Annotated in this window: 13 protein-coding genes, 6 tRNA genes and 1 rRNA gene (1 of these 20 cut by a window edge); 1 reads left to right on the forward strand and 19 read right to left on the reverse strand. The window is 42.0% G+C overall.

The genetic code is table 11. From position 1 onward, the window contains the following. Window position 1: 1 nt before the first annotated feature. Genes rapZ through J5A74_00695 form a run of 5 tightly spaced genes read right to left on the reverse strand, consistent with a single transcriptional unit; the run spans window position 2 to window position 5,237 of the window. Window positions 2–874: an RNase adapter RapZ gene (gene rapZ, locus J5A74_00675; GenBank protein QUI95922.1), complete on the reverse strand. Its 873-nt coding sequence runs from the start codon at window positions 872–874 to the stop codon at window positions 2–4. Then, complete coding sequence (gene murB / locus J5A74_00680; GenBank protein QUI95923.1) at window positions 875–1,789, reverse strand: UDP-N-acetylmuramate dehydrogenase; 915 nt, start codon at window positions 1,787–1,789, stop codon at window positions 875–877. A 2-nt stretch (window positions 1,790–1,791) separates the two neighbouring features. Continuing rightward, window positions 1,792–2,721: an HPr(Ser) kinase/phosphatase gene (gene hprK / locus J5A74_00685; protein ID QUI95924.1), complete on the reverse strand. Its 930-nt coding sequence runs from the start codon at window positions 2,719–2,721 to the stop codon at window positions 1,792–1,794. A 42-nt stretch (window positions 2,722–2,763) separates the two neighbouring features. Further along, window positions 2,764–4,596 (reverse strand): excinuclease ABC subunit UvrC, encoded by a 1,833-nt coding sequence (gene uvrC, locus J5A74_00690; GenBank protein ID QUI95925.1) that lies wholly within the window; start codon window positions 4,594–4,596, stop codon window positions 2,764–2,766. Between the two features lie 14 nt (window positions 4,597–4,610). Beyond that, entirely contained in the window at window positions 4,611–5,237 is a 627-nt protein-coding gene (locus J5A74_00695) for a DUF1653 domain-containing protein (GenBank protein ID QUI95926.1), read from the reverse strand. Window positions 5,238–5,335: 98 nt separating this feature from the next. Between J5A74_00695 and J5A74_00700 the strand changes: the two genes are divergently transcribed. Then, the gene (locus J5A74_00700; GenBank protein ID QUI95927.1) at window positions 5,336–6,793 is read left to right on the forward strand and encodes a DUF1846 domain-containing protein; all 1,458 of its coding nucleotides are present in this window, start codon (window positions 5,336–5,338) and stop codon (window positions 6,791–6,793) included. Window positions 6,794–6,867: 74 nt separating this feature from the next. On the opposite strand, the gene truA is transcribed toward J5A74_00700, so the two are convergent. From truA to J5A74_00770, 14 genes are all read right to left on the reverse strand, one after another. Continuing rightward, entirely contained in the window at window positions 6,868–7,614 is a 747-nt protein-coding gene (truA, locus tag J5A74_00705) for a tRNA pseudouridine(38-40) synthase TruA (GenBank protein QUI95928.1), read from the reverse strand. Next, on the reverse strand, window positions 7,611–8,447 hold the full coding sequence (locus J5A74_00710) for an energy-coupling factor transporter transmembrane protein EcfT (protein QUI95929.1): 837 nt from the start codon (window positions 8,445–8,447) through the stop codon (window positions 7,611–7,613). Before J5A74_00710 ends, truA begins: the two co-directional genes overlap by 4 nt. Window positions 8,448–8,449: 2 nt before the next feature. Next, on the reverse strand, window positions 8,450–9,307 hold the full coding sequence (locus J5A74_00715) for an energy-coupling factor transporter ATPase (GenBank protein ID QUI95930.1): 858 nt from the start codon (window positions 9,305–9,307) through the stop codon (window positions 8,450–8,452). Window positions 9,308–9,316: 9 nt separating this feature from the next. Beyond that, window positions 9,317–10,174: an energy-coupling factor transporter ATPase gene (locus J5A74_00720; GenBank protein QUI95931.1), complete on the reverse strand. Its 858-nt coding sequence runs from the start codon at window positions 10,172–10,174 to the stop codon at window positions 9,317–9,319. An 86-nt stretch (window positions 10,175–10,260) separates the two neighbouring features. Further along, window positions 10,261–10,334, reverse strand: a tRNA-Arg gene (locus tag J5A74_00725). Between the two features lie 40 nt (window positions 10,335–10,374). Continuing rightward, window positions 10,375–11,193 (reverse strand): DNA-3-methyladenine glycosylase 2, encoded by an 819-nt coding sequence (locus J5A74_00730; protein QUI95932.1) that lies wholly within the window; start codon window positions 11,191–11,193, stop codon window positions 10,375–10,377. Then, the gene (locus J5A74_00735) at window positions 11,194–12,540 is read right to left on the reverse strand and encodes a DEAD/DEAH box helicase (GenBank protein ID QUI95933.1); all 1,347 of its coding nucleotides are present in this window, start codon (window positions 12,538–12,540) and stop codon (window positions 11,194–11,196) included. Window positions 12,541–12,663: 123 nt separating this feature from the next. Then, window positions 12,664–13,326, reverse strand: coding sequence for a YkgJ family cysteine cluster protein (locus J5A74_00740; protein QUI95934.1), 663 nt, complete (start codon window positions 13,324–13,326; stop codon window positions 12,664–12,666). A 70-nt stretch (window positions 13,327–13,396) separates the two neighbouring features. Continuing rightward, window positions 13,397–13,482 (reverse strand) — tRNA-Leu (locus J5A74_00745). A 27-nt stretch (window positions 13,483–13,509) separates the two neighbouring features. Then, window positions 13,510–13,583, reverse strand: a tRNA-Asp gene (locus J5A74_00750). 18 nt (window positions 13,584–13,601) lie between these two features. Beyond that, window positions 13,602–13,674: transfer RNA gene (locus tag J5A74_00755), tRNA-Asn, on the reverse strand. Window positions 13,675–13,687: 13 nt separating this feature from the next. Continuing rightward, a tRNA-Ile gene (locus J5A74_00760) sits at window positions 13,688–13,761 on the reverse strand. Window positions 13,762–13,774: 13 nt separating this feature from the next. After that, window positions 13,775–13,846 (reverse strand) — tRNA-Glu (locus tag J5A74_00765). A gap of 67 nt (window positions 13,847–13,913) precedes the next feature. Beyond that, window positions 13,914–15,978 (reverse strand): 23S ribosomal RNA (locus J5A74_00770); it runs 830 nt beyond the window's last position.

Here is a 15,978-nt window from a genome sequence, read left to right on the forward strand (position 1 = left end):
ACTAACTTAACCTTTTAATATTCCGATCACAATCTCGATGTTCCAAATTTAATGAAATCCCTGAATATTTTTTTAGTCGCTCTGCCAAGGCACAGGCAATGCACACAGAGCGATGTTGACCGCCCGTACAGCCAATGGCAATGACTAATTGACTTCTTCCCTCTTTGACATATTGTGGAATTAAAAATTCCACCATATCCTGAAGTTTCGTCATAAATATTTCTGCCATACCATCCCGAAAGATATACTCCTTTACCTTTTTATCTTCTCCAGATTTTAAGCGAAGGTCTGCCTCATAAAATGGATTGGTCAAAAAACGCACATCAAAAACTAAATCTGCATCTTTTGGAATACCATAGGCAAAGCCAAAAGATAGGACATTGACAAATAAATCCCTGTGCACCTTTTTGTCCGCAAAAATCGAAACAATTTCTGCTCGCAATTCCTTAGTCAAAAAGTGACTGGTATCTATATAGTACTCTGCCCGGTTGCGCAAAAACTCAAGTGCCTTTCTCTCCTTTTCAATGCCTGTTTCAATTCTTCCATCCTTTGACAGGGGATGACTTCTTCTTGTCTCCTTGTAGCGCTTAATGAGTGTCTCATTATCCGCATCCAAAAATAAAATGCTATACTCTACATTTTTATTGTCGACATCTTCTAGAATCTTTTGCATATTCTCCAAAGATTCCTTTCTTCGGATGTCAATTCCAAATGCTGTCATTGCTGTTGCACCCTTAGACTTTTCTATCTCCACAAGTTTTGGCAACAACTCCACCGGAAGGTTATCCATGCAATCGTATCCTATATCCTCTAATGCTTTTAAGGCCACTGTCTTACCAGACCCACTCATTCCAGTTACGATGACAAATTTCATTTAAAACTCTCCCAACATTCGAACTTCTGGGTGCAATTCCACCCCAAATTTTTCCTTTACAATTCTTTGCACATCACCAATCAGTCCATAGACATCTTCTGCTGTAGCATGGTCTACATTGATGACAAATCCACAATGTTTCTTTGAAACTTGTGCTCCTCCTCTTTGATACCCACAAAGCCCAGCATCCGAAATTAATTTTCCTGCAAAATATCCCTTCGGTCGCTTAAATGTTGACCCTGCACTTGGATACTCAAGAGGTTGCTTTTCCTCCCTTCTTCTTGTGAGATCCAAAATCTTTGCGTTAATTTCCTCTGGATTCCCCTTCTTTAGTGTGAACCTTCCCGCCAAAATCGTTCTCTTTTTTTCCTCAATATTGCTGTGGCGATAACCTAGGTCAAGGTCCTCCATCGGCACCCAATGAATAATTCCATCACTTTCTAAAATCAATGCCTCACTGAGCACATGAGAAATTTCACTTTCATAGGCACCTGCATTCATAAAAATAGCTCCACCAACACTTCCAGGAATTCCACAAGAAAACTCCAGTCCCATTAATTTTGCCTCTGCAGCTGTCTTTGACAAGTCTGCCAAAAAAACACCTGCTCCTGCAACAATTTGCTCCCCTTCCACTGCAATTTTATCTAAACCTGCTGTGCTCACAATCACGCCATTATAGCCTCTGTCACTGACCAAAAGATCGCTTCCTCTGCCAAGTACAAAGTAATCTACACCCTCATTTTGAATGATTTCAAGCACCAATCTTATTTTTTCTTCCGTCTTTGGCTCGACAAACAGTGCAGCAGGTCCTCCAATGTGAAATGTAGTATGGGCTGACATTGGTTCTGCAATGCGAATCTCATCTTCAGTCAAAATCTCTTGCAATTTTTCTTGCAACCTATTCTTCCAATCCATCGCTACATTTTTCCCTTATTAATATTTGCTTGCACTCGTCTATAAAGTTCCTCTGCTGCATTGTATCCCATCTTCTTTTGTCTGTGGTTAACAGAGGCTGCCTCACAAATGACTGCCAAATTTCTTCCTGGACGAATTGGAAGCACATGGCAAACTACCTTATTGCCTAAAAACTCGGTGTAATTGTCCTCTAAGCCAATGCGGTCATAAGCTTCTTCCTTGTTCCAGTCTTCAAGCTTAATCACCATATCAATCTGCTGTGTATCCTTTACACTCTCCACACCAAAGAGAGCCTTGACATCAATAATTCCAATGCCACGCAACTCAATAAAATGTTTGGTGATATCTGGTGCGGAACCAATTAAGGTTACATCAGATATCTTTCGTATCTCCACCACATCATCAGAAACCAAGCGATGCCCTCTCTTAATTAACTCCAAAGCCGCTTCACTCTTTCCAATTCCACTCTCGCCCATAATGAGCACGCCCTCACCAAAGACATCAACCAAAACACCGTGGATACTAATGCATGGTGCAAGCTCAGCCTTTAGCCAGCGAATAATTTCTGCCATAATCTCTGTTGTGCTTCGGTCTGAAGTCAAACAAGGAACGCCATAGTGCTCACAATAAGCTAACATATCTTCATCTGGCTTTCTTCCTGCCGCATAGACCATGGCTGGAAGTTTATAGGAGAGCAATTTATCGTAGATGGCAACCTTTTGTGCCCTTTCTAGTGTCTCAAGATAGGCACATTCTACATTTCCCATAATTTGCACCCTCTCATTGTCAAAGTGAGCAAAAAATCCTGTCAGCTGTAATGCTGGACGATTAACTTCTGCATTCTTTACAAAGATGACCTCAGTATCAATTCCTGGTGTCAAATTTGTCAATTTATTATTATTAATTAATTCTGTTATGGTAACTCCGTCCATACCTTTCCTCCCTTCTCTTGTTCCCCCTAGCATAACACAATTTTACTGCTTTGGGTGGAAAAATTCATACACAGCCTGTGCGGCTTTTTTGTCCATCTCGTGCACTTTCAAAAGCTCCTCAACTTCTGCCTCCTGAATCTTTTTGATTTCGCCAAAGTATCGCATCAAGGCCTTTCTTCTGACTGGTCCAATGCCTAAAATTTCATCAAGTACTGATTTGACTTGTGTCTTACCTCGCAAACTTCGGTGGTATTCAATCGCAAAGCGATGTGCCTCATCCTGAATTCTTGTAATGAGATGAAATGCCTCATCATGTACATCCATTGGCAATTCCATGTTGTTAAAATAAAGTCCCCTCGTTCGATGATGATCATCCTTGACCATTCCACAGACAGGAATATCTAAATCTAACTTTTTCAACACACCCCTTGCAATATTGATCTGTCCTTTTCCACCATCCATTAAAATCAAGTCGGGCAGTTTCACAAAATGTTCGTCCAAAGAGAGGGCATCCCTAAAGCGTCTCGTGAGCACTTCTTCCATCGAAGCATAATCATTGGGTCCAATAACCGTCTGAATCCGAAACTTTCTATAGTCGCTCTTTTTGGGTTTTCCATTCTCATAGACAACCATGGAACCCACAGAAGACACTCCACTGATATTTGAAATATCATAGGCCTCCATGCGAGAAATCGGAGAAAATCCAAGAATTTTTTCAATTTCCCTCACCGCACCTATACTTCTTTTTTCTTCTCGCTTTAACTTATCTGCATCCTTTGCAAGCACAAGTTCTGCATTTTTTCTGGCAAGCTCCATTAATTTTTCCTTCTCTCCCCTCTGAGGAAAGATGAGACAAACTTTGCTGCCTCGCTTGGCACTCAACCACTCACCAATCAATTCTGCATCCAAAAGATGACTTTCTACCCAGATTTCTTTAGGAATAAATGGTGTCCCCGCATAGAATTGCTTCATAAAGCTCTCTAAAATCTCTGAGCGACTCTCTTCCATGGCCACTTGAATGTAGTGGTGCTCTCTGCCAACCATTCTTCCCTCACGCACAAAAAACACTTGAATGACGGCATCTCTATCGTCTTTGGCCAACGCAATAATATCCCTGTCTTCTACCCCTTCTGAGGTGATTTTTTGACGCTGTGCCACATGTCGGACAGACTGAATCAAATCCCTATACTTTAGTGCCTCCTCGTAATCCATCAATTCTGATGCCTCCATCATCTGTTTTGTCAATTTTTCAATAACAGGCTCAAAATTTCCATTTAAAAAATCGAGTACCCCACTAATATTTTCTTGATACTGTTTCGCACCAATATAGCCCTGGCAGGGTGCCTTACATTGATGAATATGATAATTCAAACATGGTCTTTGTACGCCAATATCCCTCGGAAGAACTCGATGACATATCCGAATTTGAAATACCCTCTGCAAAAGATCTATTGTATCCTTTACGGCCGTAGCACTAGAAAATGGTCCAAAATACTTTGCCCCATCTTTTTTAAATTGCCTAGTCAACAAAATTCGTGGAAAATCCTCTCTGACGGTCACCTTGATATAGGGATAGGTCTTATCATCCTTTAGTAAGGTGTTATATTTTGGCCGATTTTCTTTAATTAAATTATTCTCTAAAATTAATGCCTCAAGCTCTGTGTCGGTCACAATATATTCAAATCGAACGATTTTTGACACCATTTTTTTTATCTTTTCTGTTTTATCTCTGCTCGATTGAAAATATTGACGAACACGATTTTTTAAAGAAATCGCCTTACCAACATAAATAATCTCATCCCGTTCATCGTGCATAATATACACACCTGGCGAAGAGGGTAACTTTTTCAATTCTTCCTCAATCACAAATGCCAATGTCTTGCCCTCTTCTATTTATTGCGCAATCTTCCGCCTTCATAGTGCTCTTGCATATCGAGGTAGCGAACAATACCAGCCACCTGTTGCGGTTCATTGCCTGCCATCTTTTCAATGTCCAAAGTCGTATAAATACAATCTAAATCCTTTTGTGTAAAACTATTTTTGTTGTGTAAAAGAATTGCCTTTTTGTCACCTAAAGACTGTGCATCCAAGAATTTTACAAGATAATTCTTTTCTTCTGCCTTTTTTGTCTCCATTTTCTTTCTCTGCTCATCTGCACCTTCCTGCAATTCCTTTGTCACTTCTTCTACGGCTTCCTGCACTTCGGGTTTAAAGATTTTAGGTCTTCTCGCCACTTTTTCCCCATCCCTTTCCTTCACTTCTTCCTCGCTCTCCTTGCCCATATCCACAAGTTCAAAGCGATATTTTTGTGTCACAGCGGGATATTTCTCATGATCGACTTCACTCATAAACATCTCTATTGGTCTCGCATAAATTCCAAACTCACCATAGAGTGCCTGATAGATGACTAGCTTCTCACCAGTCTCCGAATGCTTAGCCACGGTTACTACCTGATATAATTTATCCTTAAAATGCTTATAAAACTCGCCTGCTCTTGGATCTTTCCTTGCTTCCATTGTAGTCTCCTTATGAATTAAAAATAAAACTTGTACACATTATAACATACTTGTGCTAAAATTTAATCCATATTGTTATTATTATTGAGGAGGAGTTTATGAAACAAGGATTTGACAATCAAAAATATTTAACCATGCAATCAGAGCACATCAAAGAGCGAATTAGCCACTTTGGCGACAAACTCTATCTGGAATTTGGTGGAAAGCTCTTTGATGACTATCATGCCTCCCGTGTACTTCCAGGATTTGCTCCCGATTCCAAGTTAAGAATGCTGTTGCAACTCTCTGACCAAGCCGAAATTGTTATCGTTATCTCTGCTGCCGATATTGAAAAAAACAAAATTCGTGCAGACCTTGGCATCACCTATGACGCAGATGTCTTGCGCCTAATCCAAAATTTCAAGGACAAAGGTCTCTATGTCGGCAGTGTCACCATTACACAGTACAGTGGACAAAGAAGTGCAGATAAGTTTAAAGAAAAACTAGAAAAATTGGGCATCAAGGTTTATCGCCACTACATTATCGAGGGCTACCCAAGCAATGTCAAACTCATTGTCAGCGAAGATGGCTACGGAAAAAATGACTACATTGAAACCACAAGACCGCTTGTCATTATCACCGCTCCTGGCCCTGGAAGTGGAAAGATGGCCACCTGCCTTTCACAGCTTTACCACGAGAATAAACGAGGTGTCAAGGCAGGTTATGCAAAATTTGAGACCTTCCCGATTTGGAATCTCCCACTCAAGCATCCTGTCAATCTTGCCTACGAGGCAGCCACTGCGGACTTAAACGATATCAATATGATTGACCCATTCCATCTTGAAGCCTACAATGAGACTACGGTCAACTACAATCGAGATGTTGAAATCTATCCTGTCCTTGCTGCTATGTTTGAAGAAATTTATGGTGAATGTCCTTACAAATCCCCAACCGATATGGGTGTCAATATGGCAGGAAATTGTATTTGTGACGATGAGGTCTGTAAAGAAGCCAGTTGTCAAGAAATTATTCGCCGCTACTACTCTGCAATTAATCGCCTAGCTAAGGGAGAATGTAAGCCTGAGGAGGTCTATAAAATTGAACTTCTCATGAAGCAGGCAAAGATTACTACCGCCATCCGAAAAACCGTTTCTGCTGCTCTTCTAAAAGAAGAAATTACAGGTGCACCGACTGCAGCTATTGAACTTTTGGATGGACGCATCGTGACAGGAAAGACAACGCCTCTTCTTGGTGCTGCTTCTGCAATGCTTCTAAATGCAGTAAAGACTCTCGGCGGCATTGACGACTCCATTCATCTCATTCAGCCAAATGTCATCGAACCTGTACAAAAATTAAAGACACATCACTTTGGCAGCAAAAATCCAAGGCTTCACACAGATGAAGTCCTCATTGCCTTGTCCATCAATGCAGCTACAGACACCAATGCACAACTTGCCCTCGATCAATTAGAGAAGCTTCGTGGCTGTCAGGTTCACTCCTCTGTGATGCTCTCCTCTGTTGACACAAAGGTATTCAAAAAGCTTGGTATCGAATTGACCTGCGAACCTGTTCACTAAAAATATTCACTATAAAATAACGCAAAAAAAGGGGGTGTGAAAAAACTTGATTGAGTTTTTTCACACCCCCTTTTTTATTGTTCATCTTCATATTCAATTTCTACAAGGGTCAATCCCTTGGCGGGCATTGTTTGCCCTGCCAATTTTCGATTCTTTCCCGCCAAAATCTCTGCAACATGTTCTGGTGGATACACACCCATTCCCACTTTGATTAATGTTCCTGCCAAAATACGAATCATATTGTAGAGGAATCCATCTCCTCTGACAACAATGGTAATCATGTCCTCATCTTGTAAAATATCCAAGGAATAAATCGTCCTAATGGTCGAGGAAGCCTGTGTCTTTTGTGAGCAAAGACTGACAAAATCATGAGTTCCTACAAAATACCCCGTCGCCTCTCTCATCTTCTCCACATCTAAGCGAAAATAACAAAAATGGGCATAGAGTCTCTCTGTTGGAATATCAATCTTTCGATTTAAAATTCGATAAGTATAGGTTTTTACACAATTTCGCTTTCTTGGATGCCAATTTAATCCCACCTCATCGGAATATTGAATCCGAATATCATCCGGCAATCTCTGATTGAGCGCAAAAGCAAATTTATCTGCTGCCATTCGCATATCTGTGTCAAATACAGCGACATTGCCATAGGCATGTACACCCGAATCCGTGCGACTTGCACCAATCACTTCAACGCTGTGACCACAGAGTTCTGATAAATGTTTATTGAGCACCTCCTCTATAGTGAGACCATTGGGCTGTTTTTGCCAACCACAGTAATTTGTTCCATCATAGGATACAATCAATCGAATTCTTCTCATCTCATTCCTCTCGTTAAAATCTCTAACTCAAATGTCGGTGCTGTTATCGAAAGTACAATGCTGATCACTAACAAAGAAATTAACACCAGATACGCTATATGATCAAGCTTTGTATAGCGAAGTGGTTTCATCTTTGTTCTTCCCTCTCCGCCATGATAACACCTAGCTTCCATTGCCATTGCCAAATCCGTTGCTCTGCGAAATGCAGAGATAAAAAGCGGCACCAGAAGTGGAACCATCGCCTTTGCTTTTCTCACAATATTTCCTGTTTCAAAATCAGCACCTCTGGCCATCTGTGCCTTCTTGATCTTGTCTGTCTCTTCCACGAGAATAGGAATAAAGCGAAGAGCAATGCTCATCATCATTGCAATCTCATGAACTGGAATTTTTATTATCTTTAAAAATCCAAGGCTCTTTTCTAGTCCATCTGTCAATGCATTTGGTGTCGTTGTCAATGTCATCACGGAAGATCCAACAACCAAATACACTAGACGCAATGCCATAAAGATAGAAATTCTTATGCCTTCCCTAGTAATCTTTAGAAATCCTATATGAAAAATGGGATCTCCTGGAGTCAAAAACAAATTAAAACTCACACTAATCAAAAGCAAAAAGATAATCGCCCGCAAGCCCTTGAGCATCATCTTGATTGGAACATTGGAAAGCTTAATACATAACAACAAAAAAATAGTCATCAGCACATATCCTGTCACTGAATTGCTCAAGAAGAGGGCAATAATAAAAATCATTGTTCCAAAGAGCTTTGTTCTTGGATCCATTCGATGAATCACTGAATCCACAGGATAGTACTGCCCAAGCGTTAATTCTCCCATTTCTATCCCTTTCTTTGTCTAATTAAATTGGCAATGGCACGAGCCGCTTCTGGCACCGTGGTAATCTCGTCATCAATTGGCACACCTTCGGACTTTAATCTCTGCACAATGTAGGTAATCTGCGGTGCGGAAAGCCCAATCTTTTCAAGCTCCTTATAATGCTTAAAGACCTCTTTTGGTGTGCCATCAAAAACCTTTTGCCCAGCATTCATCACCATCAGACGAGAGACATATTTGGCCACATCCTCCATACTATGAGAGACAAGAACCACCGTCATCTTGGTATCCTCTCTAAGCCCCGCCACACGATCTAAAATCTCATCCCGTCCCTTTGGATCAAGACCTGCTGTTGGCTCATCCAGAACAAGCACTTGAGGTTTCATAGCCAACACGCCCGCAATGGCCACTCTCCTCTTTTGTCCTCCCGAAAGTTCAAATGGAGACTTTTCATAGTAACTTTCATCCAATCCCACAAGGTGCAACGCTTCTTTTGCTCTCTCCTTTGCCTCATCCACCGATAATCCCTGATTCTTTGGCCCAAAGCAAACATCGGAGAGCACATCGACTTCAAACAGTTGATGCTCTGGATATTGAAATACTAGTCCCACTTTTTGTCTCAACTTTTTTAAATCATAACCTGGAGCGTAGATGTCCTCTCCATTAAAGTAAATCTTGCCACTGGTCGCCTTGATCAATCCATTTAAATGCTGAATCAGTGTGGATTTACCTGAGCCTGTGTGACCAATAATGCCTACAAACTCACCATCTTGTATTTCAAAATTGATATCCTTTAGTGCATACTGTTCAAACGCTGTACCCTTCCCATAGATATAATTTAGATTCTCTGCCCGAATTGACATATTCTCTCCTTATCCCTTCAACATTGGTAGTAATGCCTCCATTAGCTCGTCCGTCGTCAAAATTCCTCTTGGAAGCTCCACACCCAACTTTCCCAACTCATCCGCAAGCTCTGTCACGGCTGGCACATCTAAGCGTAATTTTTTCAATTCATCAACTCGGGAAAAGATTTCTCTCGGTGTCCCATCCATTACAACCTTGCCCTCATCCATCACGACTACACGGTCAGCCCCAACGACTTCTTCCATATAGTGTGTAATAAGCAAAATCGTTATTCCCTCTTTTTTATTGAGTTCTCTCGCTGTTGCAATGACCTCCTTGCGTCCATTTGGGTCAAGCATTGCTGTTGGCTCATCGAGCACAATACACTTTGGCTTCATAGCCATAATCCCTGCAATGGCCACTCGCTGTTTTTGTCCGCCAGAAAGTTTATTTGGTGACTTTAATCGATAGGCCGTCATTCCCACTGCCTTTAAGCTTTCATCTACTCGCCTCCAAATCTCCTCCGTTGGCACACCAATGTTCTCTGGTCCAAAACCCACATCCTCTTCGACAACATTTCCAATGATCTGATTATCTGGATTTTGGAATACCATCCCCACAGTCTTTCGAATATCTAAAAGATGGGTATCATCTCTTGTGTCCATATTTGAAATCAAAACTGTGCCCTCTGACGGAAGCAAAATCCCATTTGTCTGCTTAGCAAATGTGGATTTTCCTGAACCATTGTGTCCCAATATTGCCACAAAATCTCCCTGTGCAATATCTAGATCCACCGAATCAAGGGCCCGATTGACCTCTTTGACTTGATTGGCATCATCATGCGTAATATAGTCAAATATTAATTTTGCTGCTCTAATTATCCCCATTGCCGCCTCCATGTGATGCAAAATTTATTTCTACTTTTATATACAACAATACCCCCAAAACCATTTGATTTTGAGGGTATCCTTCGCGTGCGTGAGAAGATTCGAACTCCCGACACCTTGGTCCGTAGCCAAGTGCTCTATCCAGCTGAGCTACACACACTTATGTTGCTCTAGTAATATAACCTGTATTGTAACTTTTGTCAACAACTTTTTTTATTTTTTTCTACTGCTCTTCCATAATAAAACATATACTGTTGAATAACACCAGCATATCCGCAATATCGCTCAATCGGAAATTTTCCATTGTAATAGTGATCAATCACCTTTTGTATCCACACATCAACAGGAAAGGCATCAATTCTATGATATCCAAAGAGGGCCACACAGTTGGCCACCTTTGTGCCAACTCCACTGCATCGCTTTAACTCTTCCACTAATTCTCGATCTGAAAGCTCTCCAATAGATTGAAGATCGATTTCTCCATTTACCACCATTTGTGCCGTCTTTTGAATATATTCCTGTCGATATCCCAAACTGCAATTCGAGAGTTTTCCTTCATCCGCAAATGCAATGGCCTCAGGAGTTGGAAAGGCATACTTGCCATTCTCAATCTCCCTTCCCAAATACATACACAATTTCTCTACACTTGTTCGAATCGCAGGGATACTCTTTCTCTGTGAAATAATAAAGGTGATTAACATTTCGAAGGGATCTTGATGCAAAATGCGAATTCCCCTAGCATATCTTTCTGCCTCCTGTAAAAAGTAATCATCCCCAGCAATATCTTTTGCAAATGCAGAATAATCAGTATCCATATCAAAGTAATCTCTCCAAAAAAGATCATATTCCATTTGGTCACAATTAAAGGCATAGCATCCCTCTCCCAATGTCTCTATATCCAATAGGTGCTGTCCTGCTATCAATTCAAATCTTTTCTCTGTTATCTTATACATCCGAAAGATCTGACCACTATTTGCAATTTTTTCCATATCCATATAAGATGATTGAACTTTTATCATTTATAATTTGACTTCCTTTTTTACTGTACGTCTTCTTCTTACATACTCAAATCGCTGTCCCTGTTGATTTTCTGTATGATCGCTGTTTCTATTCCACTTGCGATTATCTCTTCGCCGCATATCTTCCTGACAATATACTTCCCCAGATCGATAACGCTGATACTTTCCGTAATTTCCGTAATTTCCATAATTTCTTCGACTGCTTCTTGGTCTCACTCGGTCAACTTTTACAGACCACTGAGTCTCAATTTCCTTCAATTCTCGATTCAATAGTTTTTCAATATCAAGTAATCGTCCAATTTCATCTGGTGAACACAAACTAATCGCTTCTCCTGTTGCTCCAGCTCTTCCTGTCCTACCTATGCGATGAATATAAATCTCTGATTCTTCTGGAATATCATAATTAAAAACATGAGAAAGTGCAGGAATATCCAGTCCTCTCGCAGCTACATCTGTTGCCACCATCACATTGACACGACCTGATTTAAAACTTCGAAGTGCCTGTTGCCTCTGCCCCTGTGATTTATCCCCATGAATACTCACTGCTGGAATTTCTTCCTTCTCCAAATCCTTGGCCAAGCGATCAGCTCCATGCTTTGTTCTCGTAAAGACAATCGCATTTTTCACATTCTCTTCTTTGAGCATTTGACTGAGTACTAAATTCTTATCTTCTTTTTTTGTAAAACAAATACTTTGTTCCACAGTTTCTGCTGGTGTTGACTGTGGTGCCACTTTTACTGTTGCTGGAGATGTCAATAGCTCTCTTGCCAATTCCTCAATTTTTGATGGCATAGTTGCTGAAAACATCACTGTCTGATGCTCCTTGGTAATATATGAAACTATCTTTCGAATATCAGAAATAAATCCCATATCAAGCATCTGATCTGCCTCATCGAGCACAAATGTTGTGATATGCTCTAGGGTAAAAATGCCCTGCCTCATCAAATCCATCAATCTTCCCGGCGTTGCCACCAAAATCTCAACACCTCGCTCAATTGCTGCAACTTGTGGCCCTTGTTTTGCTCCGCCATAAATACAGGCTGTGCGCAATGGAATATATCGACTATAATTTTTAAAATTATTGAAAATTTGGATTGCCAATTCCCTTGTCGGTGTCAGAACCAATGCCTGAATAGTCTTTGGCTTTCTATCTATCATTAAATTATTTAAAATTGGTAAAGCAAATGCCGCTGTCTTTCCTGTTCCTGTCTGTGCACATGCAATTAAATCGCGATTTTCCAAAATTTCTGGAATCGCCTTCTCTTGAATTGGAGACGGCTCTGTGTAACCTTCTTTCTTAATTGCTCTCAGAAGTTCTCCTCTTAGTTTCAAATCTTTAAATGTCATTGCGTCTCCTCTATGTTTGTCCAACATTCTAAAAAAGACCTGCCCAAAAATGCCAGGGCAGATCTCCAATTGCTTATCTTCCACTAATACTATATCACAATCATAAATATATGATAAGTGGCATTAGTTACAAATTTCGACAAATAATGTGTACCGTTTCATAAATTCTAACAAGAAGTGTTCCACATTTTCATAGGGCTTCAAGAAAAAAATTCGAAGAAAATTTGCATTGATATTGCGAGAAAATTCTTCATCATTTGACTTTGCAATGACATTTCGAGTGATTTCACATAGATGATGCCAACAGCGAATAAACTCCTCATATTCCTTGATATTCTCGATGTCAAGCCATTTTTTCACCTTGATTTTTGTTCTTTTTTCTTTTGTACATTCATGGATTTGAATAAAATATTGAAACTGATCTACATCATAAATTCTTCCTAGAGGAAAGAGTCTACAAAGTCCCGGACGAATGGAATGAATGCTACATCTTCCAGTTTTATCCAAATAGGAGCAGGAATCGTTTTCAGATTTTATCTTTAAGTTTGGCAATACGATACCATCTGAAACCTTTAGCTCTATTGTTGTACGAAATAACTCTTCCACAGAAACATTCAAACCAAAGCTTAATTTACACACATCCATAGGATCTAATTTAATGCTGTCTCCCATCCCCTTACAGCAATCACAACATCCTCTACAACCATCTACGCCAACTTTAACCAAATCATTGGCCGTATATCGCTTTCCATCAGAAATTTCATCCATATTCACTTCCCGTCTCATGTTTACCGATCCCTCTCTTTCTTCCACTAAAAAAGCTTCAAAGTCTTAAGACTTTGAAGCTCCCTCTTGCTGCCGCAGACCGGAATCGAACCGGTACGGGTATTTCTACCCACGGGATTTTAAGTCCCGGGCGTCTGCCAGTTCCGCCACTGCGGCATAAAACAAACTATTAAATAATAGCAACGACCCGGATCGGACTCGAACCGACGACCTCCGCCGTGACAGGGCGGCGCTCTAACCAACTGAGCCACCGGGCCAAAATATGAATTACTAAGCTCCCTGAGTAGGACTCGAACCTACGACACCGCGGTTAACAGCCGCGTGCTCTACCGACTGAGCTATCAAGGAATAATGATAAAAATGGAGCTTCAGGGACTTGAACCCGGGACCGATCGGTTATGAGCCGATTGCTCTAACCAACTGAGCTAAAGCTCCCCAAAAAACCAAATGACCCCAACGAGATTTGAACTCGTGTTACCGCCGTGAAAGGGCGATGTCTTAACCGCTTGACCATGGGGCCTTATATTTATCGTACCTTCAAAACCACATATCAAACACCATCTATCCATTTTCAACCAATCCGACTTGTTGGTTAAACCCTCGACCGATTAGTAACAGTCAGCTAAGTATGTTGCCACACTTACACCTCTGCCCTATCTACCTCGTCGTCTTCAAGGGGTCTTACTACTTGCGTATGAGATATCTCATCTTGAGGGGGGCTTCACGCTTAGATGCCTTCAGCGTTTATCCCGGCCCGACTTGGCTACCCTGCGATGGGGTTGCTCCCCAACAGGTGCACCAGCGGTCAGTCCATCCCGGTCCTCTCGTACTAAGGACAGCTCCTCTCAAATATCTTACGCCCACGCCGGATAGGGACCGAACTGTCTCACGACGTTCTGAACCCAGCTCGCGTACCGCTTTAATGGGCGAACAGCCCAACCCTTGGGACCGACTTCAGCCCCAGGATGCGATGAGCCGACATCGAGGTGCCAAACCACTCCGTCGATGTGAACTCTTGGGAGTGATAAGCCTGTTATCCCCAGGGTAGCTTTTATCCGTTGAGCGATGGCAATCCCACTTTATACCACCGGATCACTAAGTCCTACTTTCGTACCTGCTACACCCGTCGGTGTCGCAGTCAAGCTCCCTTCTGCCTTTGCACTCTTTGAATGGTTTCCGACCATTCTGAGGGAACCTTTGAGCGCCTCCGATACCCTTTCGGAGGCGACCGCCCCAGTCAAACTCCCCATCTGACAGTGTCCCCCACCCGGATCACGGGTGCAGGTTAGAAATCCAATCATACAAGGGTGGTATCCCAACAGCGGCTCTGCAAAGACTGGCGTCCTTGCTTCTTCGCCTCCCACCTATCCTGTACAGGTATAATCGAATCCCAGTATCAAACTAGAGTAAAGCTCCATGGGGTCTTTCCGTCCTGGCGCAGGTAACCAGCATCTTCACTGGTACTTCAATTTCACCGGGTGCATTGTTGAGACAGTGCTCAAATCATTACGCCTTTCGTGCGGGTCGGAACTTACCCGACAAGGAATTTCGCTACCTTAGGACCGTTATAGTTACGGCCGCCGTTTACTGGGGCTTCAATTCAAAGCTTCGTTGCCTGACTTCTCCTCTTAACCTTCCAGCACCGGGCAGGCGTCAGCCCATATACCTCACCTTTCGGTTTCGCATAGACCTGTGTTTTTGCTAAACAGTTGCTTGAGCCTATTTTCTGTGGCCATCCCGGAGGATGGCACCCCTTCTCCCGAAGTTACGGGGTCATTTTGCCGAGTTCCTTAACAATGCTTCTCCCGCCGGCCTTAGGATTCTCTCCTCATCCACCTGTGTCGGTTTACGGTACGGGCACTTATTACACAATAGCGGCTTTTCTTGACAGCTCCTTCTCCAACTTCCCTACTTGATTTCGGTCCGCATCACCTATTCCTGTTGCATGGCGGATTTTCCTGCCATACCAGTACTTGGCTTGCCCCAGTCTTTGCATTCCTGGGTTTGGATACGTCTCTGTGTCCCCACATTTCTGATAATAAGCGGTACAGGAATCTAAACCTGTTGTCCATCGACTACGTCTTTCGACCTTGCCTTAGGTCCCGACTTACCCAGAGCAGATCAGCTTTACCCTGGAAACCTTAGATATTCGGCCTGAAGGATTCTCACCTTCATCTCGCTACTCATTCCGGCATTCTCTCTTTTTATTACTCCACTGCTCCTTATCGGTACAGCTTCTACGCCTATAAAAATGCTCCTCTACCAATGTATTGCTACATTCCTAAGCTTCGGTGTTGTGTTTTAGCCCCGGACATTTTCGGCGCAAGACCTCTCGACTAGTGAGCTATTACGCACTCTTTGAATGTGTGGCTGCTTCTAAGCCAACATCCTAGTTGTCTCTGAAATCTCACATCCTTTTCCACTGAACACATACTTTGGGACCTTAGCTGTAGGTCTGGGCTCTTTCCCTTTTGACTACCCAACTTATCTCGTGCAGTCTGACTCCTGTTCATCATTTCGATGGCATTCGCAGTTTGATATCTCTTAGTAAGCTTTGACGCCCCCTTAAGAATTCAGAGCTCTACCTCCATGAAACTAAAACAAGGCTAGTCCTAAAACTATTTCGAGGAGAACCAGCTATCTCCGGGTTCG

Source organism: Lachnospiraceae bacterium oral taxon 096, from assembly GCA_018141845.1.
In the GTDB taxonomy this organism is placed as follows: domain Bacteria; phylum Bacillota; class Clostridia; order Lachnospirales; family Lachnospiraceae; genus F0428.